Below are 13,912 nucleotides of genomic sequence, written 5' to 3'. Positions count from 1 at the left end.
ACCCGAGGCCGCCATCCATGTCCGCACGTCCACGCACCGAGGCCGGGAACGCCCGGTCACCCGACTCCATCCTGGTCTCCGCACCGCCGCCCGTTGTCCTCGCCTACGGCATCGGTGTCGATTCCACTGCGCTGCTCGTCGAGCTGGAAGCCCGCGGCGAAGCTCCAGACCTTGTCCTGTCCGCCGATCCCGGGGCCGAGAAGCCGGAGACCTATGCCTATCAGGAGATGATAGCGGCCTGGATGGCGGCGCGTGGCATCCCCTATGAGGTCGTCCGTTACGTCCCGCAGCGCTTCAAGCATTGGCCGCCTTATTACTCGATCCTGACAAATGTGCTCACCAACGGGACGCTCCCCAGCATCAGCCTGGGTCGGCATAGCTGCTCGCTCAAATGGAAGGTTGCTCCCCAGGACGCGTTCCTTCGCGAGTGGGGGCCTGCCCAAGCCGCCTGGACGCGAGGTCAGAAGGTCGTCCGGCTGATCGGCTATGACGCATCGCCGGCCGACAGCCGCCGCTACGCGCACGCCTCCACGATCGACGATCCGCTGTTCGAGTGCCGCTATCCGCTCCGCGAATGGGGGTGGACCCGTGATCGCTGCGTAGCGCGCATCGTCGCCGCCGGCCTTCCGGTGCCGCCGAAATCGAGCTGCTTCTTCTGCGGCGCGATCAGGCCGGACGAGGTTCGCGCGCTGCCATCCTGGTGCCTGCGGCTGATTGTCCTGATCGAAGCGCGGGCCGAGCCCCGACTTCGGACGGTCGAGGGTCTCTGGCGTCGCTCGACCAAGACCAAGCCCGGCAAGATCACCGACTTCATCCGGGCGGAACGGCTGCTCCCCGAGGCCGAGATCACGGCGATCCGCCGCGACGCGCCCACCGACCTGATCCGCTTCCAGGATGCTGCCAGCATCGTGCCGCTCTCCGAACGGCCGACGATGGAAGCATGGATCGAGACCTTCAACGCCGGCCAGATGGAGGCAGCATGACCGACCAGCTTTCACGTATTGCCGCTCTCAACGATCGCGTCCGGCAAGGTCTCGATCCGAGGGCGCGCGTCGTCATCACCGCCGCGTGTGTCGCCGCGCTTGCTGAGCGCAGCAGCCCCGATGCCATGCTCCACGCGCAGGCGGAATTGCTGATGGCGATCCATCGGTGCGATTTCGCTCCCGATGAGCGCGCGGAGCGCCGACGCGGCGAGGTCATGTTTCAGGGCCGGCCCATCCGGTTCGCGATCGACTATTATGATCGTGCACTCGAATGCGGTTCCCAGGATCCAGCCGACCCGGAAATTACGATCCGCGTGATGACGATCATGCTGCCGGAGGACGACTAGGGTGCGTCTCGCGCCCGCACAAACACTGTCGGATGGACGTCATGCGTCGGATCGTCCCGCCCCTGACCCGGCACCAGCAGCACATCGCAATTGCGGTTGAGCGGCTGCGCCAAGCCCGTAGTCTGCTCCGGCAGGTCGGACCCCGTCACTCAGGTTCGGCGACAGGCAGGGTGATGAGCATCGCCGATGGCGCTGCCTCACGTCCAAGACCGGATCCGGAGGATCAACGCGTGAGCCGCCACGACCTACAGCCCAAGCCTGGTCGCAAGGATATGGTCCGCGCTGTGGTCGGCTGGGACCGTCCGCTGCAGACCTTCTTTGCGCAGGTCTTCTTCGCAACTGACGATGAACCCGAGGAGGGCGAGGCCCGGATCTGGGTTGGTACCGAACCCGGCGAACTGCTTACAGCCGAGGCCGTGATCGCGATTGTCGCTCCCTATGCCGTGGTGCCCGCCGATCTTCCCGATCGGCTCACGGCGGACATGCAGGCAACGATCGGTATCGAAGACGGCCAGCATCAGGTCGCCGCCAAGCGAAGCCTGTTCGGCTCTACCCACTAGCAATTGCACTTCTTCATCCCTGGCGGCGTGCGCGTGCACGCGCCGCCGGGCCGTTCCGCGCGCCCGCCGCGCGGCCAACCAGAGGAGATCAACATGGCCGACCGCGTATCTGCGTCGATCAGCGTCGGGGGCACCGTCGATGCCGACGAATTCGAGGAACTCACCGCCGTGATCGCGAGCGAGGGACTCGCGGTCGAATGGGACGGTGAGCCCTTCGGACCCCACCACCATGTCGCCGGCGAACCGCTTCGCCTCTTCGCCCACGAAGTGGCTGGCGGCAGCTTCGATGATCTCGAGAACTGGTGTCGCTCGCACCGACTGCCGTTTGTGCGCTGGTGCGGTGGCTATTCCGGTCAGTGGGGCCCCGAGCGCGTGGTTGCGACGGGCGACGGCGGCTCCAAGTCCTACGCGGTCACCGAAGATGACGAGGTGGTCATCAGCCGGAGCACCCTCGAAGCGCTCGGTTCGATAGAGGCGGTCGTCGCCCATTTCGATGCCGCCGACTTCGCGGTGCCGCCGCTCATTGTCCGCGACCCAGGGGAGGCCGGCATCACGCTGGCAACCGATGGAGGCCACCATGTCCAATAGCTACATCAAGGCCGCGTTCGGCATCTCCGTCAGCCTCGCCGAGGCCGACCTCCTGCGCCGCGTGGTCGGCGCGATTAAGCTGATCGGCGATGCCGAGACCAGCATCGACGCGCTCGAGGCCCATTATCGCGCCCTCGGCGACGATTTCGTCGAGCGCTTTCCGCGAACGTTGGACAGTCCGTTTGACGGCTTGCTCGACCTGTTCCCGGACGAGAATCATCCGATCCTCGATTTCGACGTCGATTTCGGCACGCCGCTTGCACGGCACCCATCGTGCGCCATAACGGAAAGTCGTCAGGCGAGCAGCGCCATGACGTATCCTTTCGTGGGAGGTTTGGTTGCCGGAAGAGAACAACCTCGTCGCGATGACGATCGAAGTCGTCGCGAGCTATGTGGCGCACAACAATCTTCGGCCGGAAGACGTGCCAGATTTCATCGCCAAGACCCATGCGGCGATCAGCGGCATCGCGAAAGAACCAGAAGCGCCGGCTGAAGAGACGCCGCCGGCTGAGCCCGAATTCACGCCCGCTGTCTCCGTGCGCAAGAGCCTCGCCTCGCCAGACCACATCCTCTCGATGATCGACGGCAAGCCCTACAAGTCCCTGAAGCGGCATCTGGGCAGTCATGGCCTGACCCCGGCAGAATATCGCGCGCGCTACAATCTCAAGGCCGATTATCCGATGGTTGCGCCGGGCTATTCGGCGCAGCGCCGCGAGGTCGCGCAGCGTCTAGGCCTGGGGCGCAAGCCCAAGGCCAAGGAAGCGCCGGCCGAAGCTGCGCCGACGCCCAGCGATGCCGCGCCGGCATCGCAGCCGAAGCCCCGCGCCCGACGTGCCAAGGCCGACGACAACCCTGCCCCCCCGCCCAGCGAAAAGGCACCCCGGCGGCGCAAGGCAAAGTCCGCGGAAGCTCCGGAAGGCGAAGCCTGACGCCTGAAGCGGCTGGCGCCTGGGAAGGACGCGACGTTCCCGACAGCGCCGAAGAGGCGCTCGTCGGAGCGGCGCTGATGCGCCTTACTCGGCCGAACGGCCGAGGAGCTGAGTGGGTGAGAGAGTGTGTTCGGACAAGGGGTTCGAGCGCACAATCTCAGGAGACTTCCCATGAACATCGGCACCATCACCCAGAACGCCAGCGGCACCTACACTGGCAAGATCTCGACGCTCACCGTTGCCATCGTGATCGCGCTTCGGACGGTCCAGTCAACCAACCCGCGCGCGCCCAAGTTCGAGATCCTCGCGCTGTCCGCCGCCCGCCAGTGGGTGCAGGTCGGGGCGCTCTTCGAACTCGCGTCCAACTCGACCGGCGAAACCTTCCTCAACGGCAAGATCGAGGACCCGAGCCTGGACAAGCCGCTCTACATCTCGGCCTTCCGGCAGGAGGACGGCTCCTACAACATCGTCTGGTCGCGGCCCACGCGCCGTCGCGAGGCGCCGACGGACACGGTCGCGGCCGACGACGGCCTGCCGCCGCTGCCGGGTGCTGATGCACCGGTGGCACCGGCCGAACCCGATGGACTGGGCGAGTCATCGGCCGAAGGCGCGTTTGGCGGCGAGCCCGCGTCCGGCGGTCGCCGCCGCCGTCAGCCCGAGGCGGTCGACTGACCTCCCTCTTTTCGGTCCGCGCGTCTCACGCTCGCGCGCGGACACCCCCACGGGACCCGCTGCCGATGCCGCGCAGCGGGTCCTATTTTCGTTCGCCATACCGAAGCAGGAGGAACTCGGGACGCCGTGCCGCCTTGAAGAAAAGCGGATCATGTATATGCTGGTGTATATGCAAAGGAGGCGGATATGATCCCCAAGCACGCCGAGGGAGCGATCAGCCGAGAGGCGAAGCTGTTCCGGAACAACAAAAGCCAGGCTGTGCGGATACCCGCCGACTTCGAGCTGCCCGGCGATCGCGTCATGATCCACCGCGAAGGCGATCGGCTGGTCATCGAACCGATCCGACGGAAGAACATCGTCGAGGTTCTCGCAGGGCTCAAGCCTCTTGGCCCTGATGATGAGTTCCCCGATGTCGACAGCACATTGCTGCCCGCCAGGGCCGTGGATCTGTGACTCAGCTCTACATGCTGGACACCAATATCGTGTCGGAACTGGCGCGGAATCCGCAAGGCGCTGTCGCGACGCGCATCGGGGAGGTCGGTGCCGATGCAATCTGCGTAAGCATCATTACCGCAGCGGAACTGCGCTACGGCTGCGCCAAGAAGGGATCGCCGAGGCTCCTGGCGCAGATCGAAGCAATCCTCGACAGCATAACCGTCCTGGCCCTCGATGTGCCTGCGGATACGGAATATGGCGGCATTCGAGCCGAACTCGAAAGCGCCGGCAAGCCAATCGGCCCCAACGACCTTTTCATCGCGGCCCATGCTTACGCGCTTGACGCGACATTGGTCACCGCGAACACCGGTGAATTCTCACGCATCCGGGCGCTCAAGGTCGAAAACTGGATCAGCGATCTCCATTGAACTTCCGCAGATCATTGCGAGGCGACGCCAAGTCTATACCCTCGACGAAGTGCCCGACGATCTCGCGGCACTGGTTCGTACCTCATCTGCGCCCGCCGACGCCGCCACGTTCGACGACGATGTCGCGGCCTGAGAGAATGCCCGCGCCTAGTTCCTGAACCTGGCCGCGCCGCGACAATCGGCATGCAGCCGCCCCCCGATGTCAGTGACGGCAGCCGCTATAGGACGATCCTTCCCTTTTCATTCCGGCTGGCGCTCGATCCAGCGACAGGCGACAGGGTCGCTCCTATCTGACTGCGGCCGATTTTCGCCGATCTCGGCTTGCTCCATGCACTAAGCCCTCGGCTTTTCGTCGCCGCTTCCTGACACCTGCGGCGAGACGATCGCGCCCCACAACCCCGTACGCTCACCCGTGTTGCCGCTCACGCGGCTGCCCGCGCCAGCTCGCTCCAGGGGTTCCCCCTCGCGCTGCGCGCTCCGGTGTGGGTCGCGCGCGCACGCCGCTCTTCGGTGTCACCGGCGGAAAAGCCCGCTGGCAGCATCAGAGGAGCAGTCCCATGAACAACGTCAATATCACCGGCCGGGTCGCCAAGGATCCCGACACCCGCGGCAGTGTCACCACCCTCATCGTCGCCACCGATCGCGTGAAGCTCAGGGACGGCAAGACCTATGTCGACGAGGCCACCGGCTACACCGCCAAGGAGACCGAGTTTGACAAGGTCACCTGCTTCAACGGTCTCGGCAAAGCCGCCGCGAGCCGGGAGAAGGGCAACGTCGTCGCGATCACCGGCCGCCTGCATTATTCGAGCTGGGAGGACCGCGACGGCGTGACGCGCTACGGCTGCGAGATCATCGCCGACAAGATCGACTTCTTCTGACCGCAGGCCGGGCGGCGCTTCGGCGCCGCCCGCTGATTTCTCGCGCCGCACGCCGCTCCGTCCGCCGACCCGCTCGCCATGCCGGGCGGATTCTCCTGGCAACGGCGCTATCGCGCAAGATCAATCGCCGGCGATGGTCCAGGCGTGCACGGGCTCTTCGCACGCCGCAAGCACCTCGCTCATGCTGATCCCGCGCTTCCGCGCGATCCCATGGATGCGGTGGACAAGGGCCGGCACGTACCGCGATACCCGCAGGCGGTAAGCGAGGTCGTACACCGAGAGCCCGCCATGCGCAGATAGCTGCGCTCGCGGATGCGTGATCTCGTTGGCGGCGTAAAACGCCGCACGCTCATCCTCATCGAGCATGACCTTGATCGCCGGCTCCATCTGCCTTGGATTGGGGAACGCGTTCAAAGCCCAGGTCCGTCTGGGTCTCGCATCCCACAGCTGGAACGACTGACCCAAGGATCGGACGGCCTGGCCCTGGACCTCGAAATCCTGCCCGCCAAACCAGATCGTGCCGATCTCCTCGCTGCTGAGCATGAAGGTCAGCTGCTCGGCCAGCGCGCGTTCGGTCTGCCGGTAACGCAGGTCGATCGATTCCAGCGCGAGCTTGTGCCTGCGCTGCTCGGCGTCCAGCGACGCCGCCTGCCTCAGTGCCCCCAGTTCTCCGACCAAGCCGTAATCGTCCACCATCTCGATCACGATCGTGGCGCCGGGATCGCGCCGATGCGCCGCCACGAACTCCGCGCAAAACAGCCCGAGCTCCTCGTCGCTCTGGTCGGCGAAGCCCTTTTCCTCGCAGAACTGCAGGCGAGATACAGGCGCCGTGCCGGCAGTCGGCTTCGATGGGCTGGCCGATCGTGCGCGATCCGCAGGTCCTCCGCCGGCTCCGAGATGATGCTCGAACAGCTTGGCGGCGCCATCCAAGTCGATGACCCGCTCGACTCGGAAGAACCTGCTCACAACCCCCGGCGCATCGTGGAGCATCGCATCCAGATCGACAGGCCGGAGAAGCTTGTATTCGAGCGCTTCCAGCGCCGCCGTGACCGTCGGAAGGAGCGCTGTGGCATCGAGCTTGGCAAAGCTCCGATGCGCCTTGATGACAGCGTTCAGGTGACCGCCGATCGCCGTCTTGTTGTCGGCGAACCACATCTTCGGAGCGTCGAAGAACTCCACCGCATTGCCGGTGGGATCGCCCGAGACCGCCAGCGTGTAGCGAAAGTCCTTCCTTGGGGCGATCTTCGGATCGAGCTCTGCGAACAGGAGATACTTGATCACCTCCCGGACAGCGGCAGGAGCGGTCATGCCATCGGTTCGTTTGCATTGCACCAGGCCGGCAGGCTTCTCGGCCCTGGTGAGCCAGACGTCCCTGCCGCGGTCCGCGCCCGTGATCATCAGCGTGACCCGGTCGAAGTCGTCGTTGGGCCGCTGGCGCTCGAACAGCGCATAGAGCAGACGCTCGAAATCATCGGACCCCAAACGTTCATAAGGTTGCCGCGCCGACCCTGTCGTCGGCGCCGCGCAGTGAGCCGCTTGCTCGATTTCCCGCTCGACCGCCTCGCGCGATAGGAAACTGGCCATCAGAACTCGACCGCGATGCCGCTGTGCTTCTCGACCTGGGTCTTCAGAATGCCCTTCGCCAAAGCCTTGAGCATTTCCACGCTGAAGCCGCCGGCCTGTTCAGCGCCCGCCTTGGTGAGCTTCCAGATCCGCGGATCGCGTACCGAATCCAGAAAATCATGCCCCTCCCAGGTGATGCCTTCGATCACCCAATAACCGCCTGACCGCCGAGTGAGGGAGATGAACTTCGCTTCCGAAAGCAAGGTCAGGTGATATTCCAGCTTCGCCACATCCTCGGCAGAGAGTGAAGCGTCGGCCAGGGGTAACCCCAGAGCGTCAGCCATCTCCTGATCGAGCAGGTGAAACACCTTCCGCCCGCCCTCGATCTCAAGAAGAAGGTCACGGATCACGTTCATGTCGCGCTTGTAGGAAGTGGTCATCCTGGACTCTTAGCGGATGCCGGTGGCCTCTCAATGCCCGGCTGCCGGCACGATTGACCTTCGCCACCGCTCAAAGGCATCCCACAGCAGTTTCTGCGCATCCCGGCGGAGCCGGGACCGGCGCTCTACTCGCCTGCGGCTCCCGGAGCCCCGCTGCCCGGGTCTCCGCCCCTCGGGTGACGATCACCTTGCGGTGGCGCCAGGCCGCAAGGGAGTGCCCAAAAAAACTCTCTCTCTATGACTTCCTAGATATGACGTGCGGGGATCCGAGCCCGTCAAGGATGAGTGGTTCCCCCAATTTTCACGAACCCGCCGCTTCGCTCTGGGCCCGAGAAAATCGGCTCCCCCACTCCCCGCTGGCGCGGCGTTAACCGGGGTCCGGCTTGCGCCGGCTTCCCGGCTAACGTCCCTGACCGGCACGACCGCCGCACGTCGAATGAAAGGCCTCATCGAGTGGATGAGATCCAACGGAGGCTATCATGCAGACCACTTTCACCAACTTCGCCGACCTCGCCAGCCACATCGCAGCCGCGCGCGAGAACGAGGACCTGACCCAGACCTACGAAGGCGCGTTCATCGAGCATAGCGAGATGGCAAAGCTCAGCATCGTCGAGGCGCCAGAAGCGCTGGACATGCCCGATCCCGAGCAGGTGCGCGCCGCCGTCGAGATGATGATGCAGACGATGTTCGATGTGCTGCGCGACACGCGCATGGAAGCCTTCGCGACCGATCTCGCCTGGGGGTTCGCCAACAGCTTCCACGTCGTGGCGAAGCGGATCGAGGGTCGCGAGGATGACGCAGCGAAGAAGCTCGGCGACCTCGCGCGCTCCTACGATCCGTCGGAGATCTACGCGACCGAACTGGAGGATACGCAGCTCCTCTGCCAGACGCTGCAGGGGTGCCGGGAAGCGATGGAGTGCATGCGCGACCACGCCGCCGAGGTGTACCGGGTCGAGACCGGCAAGCCCTTCTCGCCGGTTCGGGGAAGCCGGGTGTCGAGCGCGCTGAATGCGTCGATGATCGATGCCCGCGACTATCTCGCCTCACGCGCCCGCGAGCGCCGCGAGCAGTTCGCCCCCGAAGGTCCCGTGGTTGCCTTCTCCGGCGGCCAGGTCTGGGAAGACGGCGACCTCCTCTGGAAGGGTCTCGACAGCATCAAGGCCCGCATCCCGGAGATGATCCTGGCGACCACCGCCCAGGCGAAGGGTTGCGACGCGGTGGCGCACGCATGGGCGGCATCGCGCGGCGTGAAGGTCATCCAGTTCCGCCTCGATCGCAGCCAGGGCAACCGCGCCGCGTTCGTGCGCAACGACCGCATCCTCAACCTCAAGCCGGTCGAAGCGGTGATCTGCGAAGGCTCCGGCATCCAGCAGAACCTCGCCCAGAAGCTGCGGCAGGCCGGCGTGCCGCTGCACATCGTCCGCCTCGCGCATCAGCGCAAAGCACAACGGGCGTGACGCCCTCGCGGAGAGGCTCCGGCTTCGGCCGGGGCCTCTCCTCCCTTTTCCGCCTGGTGAGCGGCGCTCGGGGGCATCGAGCCCCCTCGCGCCGCGAGGTGCCGGCGCCGCCGCGCCGCTGCCCTGCGGCCCGTCATGCAGCCAAGAAGAGGGGGGATGAAAGCGAGCGGTTCAACAGGGGAGGACGAGATGTCCATCACGTTCCGCATCGCCACCGCCGCCGACGACGAGGCCCGTCCAACGGCCATCATTACCGCCCGCCAGCTCGCCGCATTCCGCAGGTTTTTGCGAACAGAAGGCGAGCGCACCGGAACAGCGCTGCTCGATCCGGACGCCGACGACGATGTCTTCCTTTCCTACCGCTTCGAGGCCCGCATCTGCCCGCTCGCGCTCGCCGCAATTGCCCGCCTTTTCGACTATGCCACGGATGTGATCAGCGTCGTCGAGGAAGCGCAGTTTCGCGGGCGGCGCGTGAGCGTTTTTCGAGAAGAAGGGCCCGGCACGATCAACCTGGCGGTAGCTCTCACGTCCGACCTGGGACTTGAGCTCAACCTTGCCTCGAACAACGCGTTCGCGCTGCTCGACAGCCTCGGCCTGGACGCCGCAAGCGTGGGCGAAACCACGATCAAAACGATCCGGGACCGCCTCGCCTGTCCTGACGTTCGCCGCCACGCCGCCGAGCACGGCATCGCCGACTATATCGAGCGGCTCGACCGCCTTGTTGCGGTGGTCGCGAACGACGAATCCTGCCGCCTGGAATGGGCCTAGCCTCCACCCAGAACAGGTCGGCAGGCGGGGCGCGCCAGTTCGCTGGCGCGCCCCCACCTCACTGTGCGCCTGCCCCACGTTTGAGCGTCAGGATGCGGCCGAACGCCCCATTTCCGAAGCCCGCCCCAGGACCGCGTCCACCGCATCTCGCAGGTGCGCCGCAGCCCTCTCTTCGTCGGCAGCTTCCAGCCACTCGAGCGCCTGCCGCATCAGCGCGAGCGCCATCGCCTTTTGAAGGATCGGATCGTTGTCCAGGTCGTCCATTCCGCTTGCCCGGGGCGCACCTGCTGCCAGCGGTCACGTCGGAGCGCCCTGCCAACGAACTCCCGCGCGCGCTGGGCGCGGGAGCCGGGGCTGGTAACACGTCGAGACATGCGCCTACGCTTTTAGTGCCGGGGCACCTGGACATATGCGCAGGCACCCCGGCGTGAGACCACACCAGGTTGCCGTTCTCGACGGGATTACCAGTCCCGGCGCTGCCGCTTTGCAGCGCCCTTGCGGACTATCATAGGCATACCGGCGAACCAACCCGCGACAGTGGGCCGGCCCAAATCGCCTCCCGGTCAATGAGTTCGGGCGCAAGCGTGGCCGCCCGGGTTCGATAAGATGTCGCGATCCCGCCGCCCGTGGCCGGACGACCCCTCGGCTGTCAAATCAAGCGTGGCTGTCAAGGGTCCCGGCCGCCGCCGTTGCGCCTCGATCAGAGGATAAAATCTCTCACAGATATCCCAGGATGTCGTTGAGGGAGATGCCGCGTCAAGAATGAGCGGTGCCCCCAATTTTGCCGCGGCCTGCGCTCCGCTCCAGCCACGACAAAATCGGCACCCCCGCTCCCCGCTTCGCGGCTCCGGCTTCGCCTCCGTTCCTGACCCGGCATCTCCCTCAACGACGGTCATTCCCCTGTCATTCAAGACGACAGGAGGCTCACATGCAGACCAACTCGACCACGGCTTACAACGACACCGCCGCCTACCTCGCCGCGCTTGCCTTCGCTGAGCGCCGGGCACTCCACAGCTTCTTCGACCAGCACGTTATCGAGGACGAGATGAAGGGCTACGTCGCCATCGACGAGGGCGACTATGGCGCGCTGCCGATGGCACTCATCGACCGGGTCGTGCACACGGTCCCGGGCGGCATGTCGGACGAGTTCTGAAACGACAGGGAGGGGCGGGACCGCCTCTCCCTTTTTTTGCTGTTGGGGCATACGGGCATGAGGGGCATCGAGCCCCCCATGCCCGTGCCGCGACTGACGTCGCGGCGGGTCCCGCTCAGGCGGCGAGCCGCCGCTCCACTTCCTCGATACCGAGCGCCTTGATGCGCTTGGTGAGCGCTTCCAACCGACCGGCGGGGAGCTTGAGCAGCCCCGCCTTCTCGATCGTCCTGATCGCCTCCTCGCGCTCGCGCTTCGCGAGCTGTTCGCGACGCTCCGCCAACCGACGCTCCTCTTCTTCGAGCGCCTGTCGTTCCTGTTCCAACGTCCGTGCCATAAGGGCCTCGCTGTTCAAAGCTGATCGGGCCGTGAACGCAGACCTATTGTTGAAGCGCATCGGCCAAGCGTTCAAGGGCCTTGGCAAGCTGTGGGCGGCTCGGCGGCTCCTCCCGGCGCCGCCGCACGGGCTCTATTCGCGCGTGCGCGACGCGCTCACGAAGCCGGCTTCGCCGTCTTCGCCCTCCCGGGTGACGATTCCTGCCGGGTCAACAACGACTGTGCAGCCGAGCCCCGGATCCCCAAGATGCCTGTCGGGAGCGACCGCCGGCGTCCCCTTCGCGCAAGCTATCTTCGGCGGCGCCTCTTCCGCGCAATGCGCGGCCCCGTTCCCGGCCGGAGCCGGGACCCACCCCGAAACGCTGATGACCAGGACCACCCGGGACCTGGAGCAATCCTGATAGATTCTAGCACACCCTACGCACCTGGCGGTGCATGGCTCTCCGATGAAATCAATGACTTACCGGGAGGTGGTCCGGTGCGACCTTGTGGGACGTCTCGGCGCACGCCCGAAAGTCGGGTAGTTACAATGGGTTGAACGTCACACATCGCCACACGCTGCTACCGGGTCGGCAATAGCCTTTGCTAGGAGTGCGGCGATCGACTATAAGGCTCGTCGCCTCTTTCGATCCCCACCAGCCTCTCTGCTAGGAGGCTGGTTTGTCCACTACCAGGCACTGCACGGTTCGACTGGACCGACAGCAGCACGATCGAATTGTCGCGCTCGCCAGCGAGCAGAATTGCAATCCGTCAGACGTGATCAGAGCGGCCATCGAGGCCTATCTCGGCACGGCCACGCTCCTGGCTTCGAGCCACCGCCGCCTCGCGCGCATCAGCGAGTTCATGCAGCTCGCACTCGACGTCATCATCAGCGAGCAATATCCCGAGTTTCGCGACCGGATCATTGCCAACACCGACAAGCGCCTGGAGCAATACCATGGCGCGTAACGACATCCGGACCGATGGCCGTCCGATCCCGCTGACCCACCATTCCGCGCGCGGAAAAGTCCAACGCAATTCGGGCAATTTCACCCGCGGCAGCCAGCTCCTCACCCACGAGCTGCTGATGTGGTTCGCCGGCGCGAAACTGCCCTTCGTCGTCTGGTTCTTCGTGTTCCTCGCAGCGTGGTTCATCATCATGTCGCTGAAGCTGGACGAGCATGGCTTCCAGCTCGTCTGCATGAAGCTCTACGCCTTGCTGTGGGACTGGGTCGGCCTCGACCCGACGAAGCGGGTCAACGTAACGCTTCCGAGCGGCGAGCTACATCGCACGATCATGACGGTGGTCCCGTTGATGCCCGAGGTCCAGCGCGCCTGGAGCGTCGCCATGCGTGGCCTTCTCGGCGCACTGCTCTTCTCGGTGTTCCTGACCATCCCGGTGTCGATCTGGTTCGTCGATCTTTCGCGTCGTCGCGGCAAGACGATCCTGCAGGAGCGCCACGAGCGCGGTGCGATGCTGGTTGATTGTGACGTGCTCGTCGCCGAGGTCTCGCAGCACAACGCAGCCGCCTTCGAGAGCGACGCGCGCAAATGCCTGCCCAGCCTCTCGCCGAAGCAGGTTCTCGCGCTCCCATTCGTGGAGCGGAAACGTGCCGGTATCCATCATCCCTACACGCTCGCCGGAGTCCCTTTTCCGCATCGGATGGAGCAATCGCACACGATGCTGATCGGCACGACCGGATCAGGCAAGACCACCGAGCTTAGAAGCCTCGTCCGGCAGATGCGCGAGCGTCAGGACAGCGCCGTGATCTTCGATCTGACCGGGGCCTATGTGGAGGCCTTCTACGACCCCGCGCGCGACACGATCCTCAATCCGATGGACCGCCGCTGCCCGGCCTGGTCGATCTTCTCGGACTGCCGCACACACAGCGAGTTTACGGCGGCAGCAGCCGCCCTCATCCCCGCCGATGGCGGCTCGTCCGAACCCTTCTGGGCGCTCGCCGCACGGACCCTGTTCATCGAGATGTGCATCCGCCTGGTCGAGCGGGGACAGACGACCAATCTGGCACTCGCCGAGAACCTGATGACTGCCGATCTGAAGCGCGTTCATCGCTTCCTCCAGAACACGATCGCCGACCCGCTGACCGCGCCCGAAGCGGCGCGCATGGCGGAGTCGATCCGCGCCGTCTTCAACACCAATGCGCAGGTGCTGCGCTTCCTTCCCGATACCGGCGAACCCTTCTCGATCCGGAACTGGATCACGGGCGAGAAGCAGCCCGGGTCGATCCTCTTCATCACGTCCAACTATGTCGATCTCCCGATGAACCGGGCGCTGCTGACGCTCTGGATGGACCTCGCCATTGTCAATCGGCGTCCAAAAAGGACCCCCTATCGGCGTGCAAAAGGGACCCCCTTCGTCGAGCAGCGTGACGGGTATG

19 protein-coding genes are annotated in these 13,912 nt (G+C 65.3%); 15 read left to right on the top strand and 4 right to left on the bottom strand.

The window, feature by feature from the left end:
- The first annotated feature begins 17 nt into the window (after positions 1 to 17).
- The 10 genes from ACH0BU_RS15515 to ACH0BU_RS15470 all read left to right on the top strand — a co-directional run bounded on the left by ACH0BU_RS15515 (position 18) and on the right by ACH0BU_RS15470 (position 5,820).
- Complete coding sequence (locus ACH0BU_RS15515; RefSeq protein ID WP_406889433.1) at positions 18 to 983, top strand: hypothetical protein; 966 nt, start codon at positions 18 to 20, stop codon at positions 981 to 983.
- Positions 980 to 1,330, top strand: coding sequence for a DUF3768 domain-containing protein (locus tag ACH0BU_RS15510; RefSeq protein ID WP_406889432.1), 351 nt, complete (start codon positions 980 to 982; stop codon positions 1,328 to 1,330). The genes ACH0BU_RS15515 and ACH0BU_RS15510 overlap by 4 nt, the downstream gene beginning before the upstream one ends.
- 173 nt (positions 1,331 to 1,503) lie before the next feature.
- Entirely contained in the window at positions 1,504 to 1,890 is a 387-nt protein-coding gene (locus tag ACH0BU_RS15505) for a hypothetical protein (protein ID WP_406889430.1), read from the top strand.
- 93 nt (positions 1,891 to 1,983) lie between these two features.
- Entirely contained in the window at positions 1,984 to 2,478 is a 495-nt protein-coding gene (locus ACH0BU_RS15500; RefSeq protein WP_406889427.1) for a hypothetical protein, read from the top strand.
- The gene (locus ACH0BU_RS15495) at positions 2,468 to 2,971 is read left to right on the top strand and encodes a hypothetical protein (protein WP_406889425.1); all 504 of its coding nucleotides are present in this window, start codon (positions 2,468 to 2,470) and stop codon (positions 2,969 to 2,971) included. Before ACH0BU_RS15500 ends, ACH0BU_RS15495 begins: the two co-directional genes overlap by 11 nt.
- A complete protein-coding gene (locus tag ACH0BU_RS15490; protein WP_406889608.1) occupies positions 2,871 to 3,407 on the top strand; it encodes a Ros/MucR family transcriptional regulator in 537 nt (178 codons plus the stop codon). The genes ACH0BU_RS15495 and ACH0BU_RS15490 overlap by 101 nt, the downstream gene beginning before the upstream one ends.
- 171 nt (positions 3,408 to 3,578) lie before the next feature.
- Positions 3,579 to 4,079 (top strand): DUF736 domain-containing protein, encoded by a 501-nt coding sequence (locus ACH0BU_RS15485; RefSeq protein WP_406889423.1) that lies wholly within the window; start codon positions 3,579 to 3,581, stop codon positions 4,077 to 4,079.
- A 186-nt stretch (positions 4,080 to 4,265) separates the two neighbouring features.
- The gene (locus tag ACH0BU_RS15480) at positions 4,266 to 4,532 is read left to right on the top strand and encodes an antitoxin (protein WP_406889421.1); all 267 of its coding nucleotides are present in this window, start codon (positions 4,266 to 4,268) and stop codon (positions 4,530 to 4,532) included.
- An 11-nt stretch (positions 4,533 to 4,543) separates the two neighbouring features.
- Positions 4,544 to 4,942 carry a type II toxin-antitoxin system VapC family toxin gene (locus ACH0BU_RS15475; protein WP_406889606.1) on the top strand — a complete coding sequence of 133 codons (399 nt, stop codon included), beginning with the start codon at positions 4,544 to 4,546 and terminating at the stop codon, positions 4,940 to 4,942.
- A gap of 557 nt (positions 4,943 to 5,499) precedes the next feature.
- Positions 5,500 to 5,820, top strand: coding sequence for a single-stranded DNA-binding protein (locus ACH0BU_RS15470; RefSeq protein ID WP_406889419.1), 321 nt, complete (start codon positions 5,500 to 5,502; stop codon positions 5,818 to 5,820).
- A 120-nt stretch (positions 5,821 to 5,940) separates the two neighbouring features.
- Here ACH0BU_RS15470 and ACH0BU_RS15465 read toward each other — a convergent pair whose 3' ends face one another.
- Both ACH0BU_RS15465 and ACH0BU_RS15460 read right to left on the bottom strand, forming a co-directional pair.
- Positions 5,941 to 7,404, bottom strand: a complete 1,464-nt coding sequence (locus ACH0BU_RS15465; RefSeq protein WP_406889417.1) for a restriction endonuclease — start codon at positions 7,402 to 7,404, stop codon at positions 5,941 to 5,943.
- On the bottom strand, positions 7,404 to 7,799 hold the full coding sequence (locus ACH0BU_RS15460) for a DUF2513 domain-containing protein (RefSeq protein ID WP_500264276.1): 396 nt from the start codon (positions 7,797 to 7,799) through the stop codon (positions 7,404 to 7,406). The genes ACH0BU_RS15465 and ACH0BU_RS15460 overlap by 1 nt, the downstream gene beginning before the upstream one ends.
- 503 nt (positions 7,800 to 8,302) lie before the next feature.
- Between ACH0BU_RS15460 and ACH0BU_RS15455 the strand changes: the two genes are divergently transcribed.
- Together ACH0BU_RS15455 and ACH0BU_RS15450 are read left to right on the top strand one after the other, a co-directional pair.
- Entirely contained in the window at positions 8,303 to 9,280 is a 978-nt protein-coding gene (locus tag ACH0BU_RS15455; protein WP_406889412.1) for a DUF2493 domain-containing protein, read from the top strand.
- A 189-nt stretch (positions 9,281 to 9,469) separates the two neighbouring features.
- On the top strand, positions 9,470 to 10,048 hold the full coding sequence (locus ACH0BU_RS15450) for a hypothetical protein (RefSeq protein WP_406889410.1): 579 nt from the start codon (positions 9,470 to 9,472) through the stop codon (positions 10,046 to 10,048).
- An 87-nt stretch (positions 10,049 to 10,135) separates the two neighbouring features.
- On the opposite strand, the gene ACH0BU_RS15445 is transcribed toward ACH0BU_RS15450, so the two are convergent.
- Complete coding sequence (locus tag ACH0BU_RS15445; RefSeq protein WP_406889408.1) at positions 10,136 to 10,312, bottom strand: hypothetical protein; 177 nt, start codon at positions 10,310 to 10,312, stop codon at positions 10,136 to 10,138.
- A gap of 664 nt (positions 10,313 to 10,976) precedes the next feature.
- Here ACH0BU_RS15445 and ACH0BU_RS15440 point away from each other — a divergent pair.
- Entirely contained in the window at positions 10,977 to 11,201 is a 225-nt protein-coding gene (locus ACH0BU_RS15440) for a hypothetical protein (protein WP_406889407.1), read from the top strand.
- A 115-nt stretch (positions 11,202 to 11,316) separates the two neighbouring features.
- Here ACH0BU_RS15440 and ACH0BU_RS15435 read toward each other — a convergent pair whose 3' ends face one another.
- Positions 11,317 to 11,535 carry a hypothetical protein gene (locus tag ACH0BU_RS15435; RefSeq protein ID WP_406889405.1) on the bottom strand — a complete coding sequence of 73 codons (219 nt, stop codon included), beginning with the start codon at positions 11,533 to 11,535 and terminating at the stop codon, positions 11,317 to 11,319.
- A 659-nt stretch (positions 11,536 to 12,194) separates the two neighbouring features.
- Between ACH0BU_RS15435 and ACH0BU_RS15430 the strand changes: the two genes are divergently transcribed.
- Positions 12,195 to 12,482 carry a hypothetical protein gene (locus tag ACH0BU_RS15430; RefSeq protein ID WP_406889404.1) on the top strand — a complete coding sequence of 96 codons (288 nt, stop codon included), beginning with the start codon at positions 12,195 to 12,197 and terminating at the stop codon, positions 12,480 to 12,482.
- A partial coding sequence (locus ACH0BU_RS15425; protein ID WP_500264275.1) for a type IV secretion system DNA-binding domain-containing protein occupies positions 12,472 to 13,912 on the top strand: 1,441 nt, incomplete at its 3' end. The genes ACH0BU_RS15430 and ACH0BU_RS15425, both read left to right, overlap by 11 nt.

This window comes from Sphingomonas olei (assembly GCF_045369765.1).
Taxonomy (GTDB): domain Bacteria; phylum Pseudomonadota; class Alphaproteobacteria; order Sphingomonadales; family Sphingomonadaceae; genus Sphingomonas; species Sphingomonas panaciterrae.
Note: the sequence above shows the minus strand (reverse complement) of the source record. Positions and strands in the feature narration are given on the sequence as shown.

Excerpts from the sequence above, each read along its gene's own strand:
- ACH0BU_RS15515 (WP_406889433.1), top strand. The coding sequence starts at position 18 with ATGTCCGCACGTCCACGCACCGAGGCCGGGAACGCCCGGTCACCCGAC.
- ACH0BU_RS15510 (WP_406889432.1), top strand. The coding sequence starts at position 980 with ATGACCGACCAGCTTTCACGTATTGCCGCTCTCAACGATCGCGTCCGG.
- ACH0BU_RS15505 (WP_406889430.1), top strand. The coding sequence starts at position 1,504 with ATGAGCATCGCCGATGGCGCTGCCTCACGTCCAAGACCGGATCCGGAG.
- ACH0BU_RS15500 (WP_406889427.1), top strand. The coding sequence starts at position 1,984 with ATGGCCGACCGCGTATCTGCGTCGATCAGCGTCGGGGGCACCGTCGAT.
- ACH0BU_RS15495 (WP_406889425.1), top strand. The coding sequence starts at position 2,468 with ATGTCCAATAGCTACATCAAGGCCGCGTTCGGCATCTCCGTCAGCCTC.
- ACH0BU_RS15485 (WP_406889423.1), top strand. The coding sequence starts at position 3,579 with ATGAACATCGGCACCATCACCCAGAACGCCAGCGGCACCTACACTGGC.
- ACH0BU_RS15480 (WP_406889421.1), top strand. The coding sequence starts at position 4,266 with ATGATCCCCAAGCACGCCGAGGGAGCGATCAGCCGAGAGGCGAAGCTG.
- ACH0BU_RS15475 (WP_406889606.1), top strand. The coding sequence starts at position 4,544 with ATGCTGGACACCAATATCGTGTCGGAACTGGCGCGGAATCCGCAAGGC.
- ACH0BU_RS15470 (WP_406889419.1), top strand. The coding sequence starts at position 5,500 with ATGAACAACGTCAATATCACCGGCCGGGTCGCCAAGGATCCCGACACC.
- ACH0BU_RS15465 (WP_406889417.1), bottom strand. The coding sequence starts at position 7,404 with ATGGCCAGTTTCCTATCGCGCGAGGCGGTCGAGCGGGAAATCGAGCAA.
- ACH0BU_RS15460 (WP_500264276.1), bottom strand. The coding sequence starts at position 7,799 with ATGAACGTGATCCGTGACCTTCTTCTTGAGATCGAGGGCGGGCGGAAG.
- ACH0BU_RS15455 (WP_406889412.1), top strand. The coding sequence starts at position 8,303 with ATGCAGACCACTTTCACCAACTTCGCCGACCTCGCCAGCCACATCGCA.
- ACH0BU_RS15450 (WP_406889410.1), top strand. The coding sequence starts at position 9,470 with ATGTCCATCACGTTCCGCATCGCCACCGCCGCCGACGACGAGGCCCGT.
- ACH0BU_RS15445 (WP_406889408.1), bottom strand. The coding sequence starts at position 10,312 with ATGGACGACCTGGACAACGATCCGATCCTTCAAAAGGCGATGGCGCTC.
- ACH0BU_RS15440 (WP_406889407.1), top strand. The coding sequence starts at position 10,977 with ATGCAGACCAACTCGACCACGGCTTACAACGACACCGCCGCCTACCTC.
- ACH0BU_RS15435 (WP_406889405.1), bottom strand. The coding sequence starts at position 11,535 with ATGGCACGGACGTTGGAACAGGAACGACAGGCGCTCGAAGAAGAGGAG.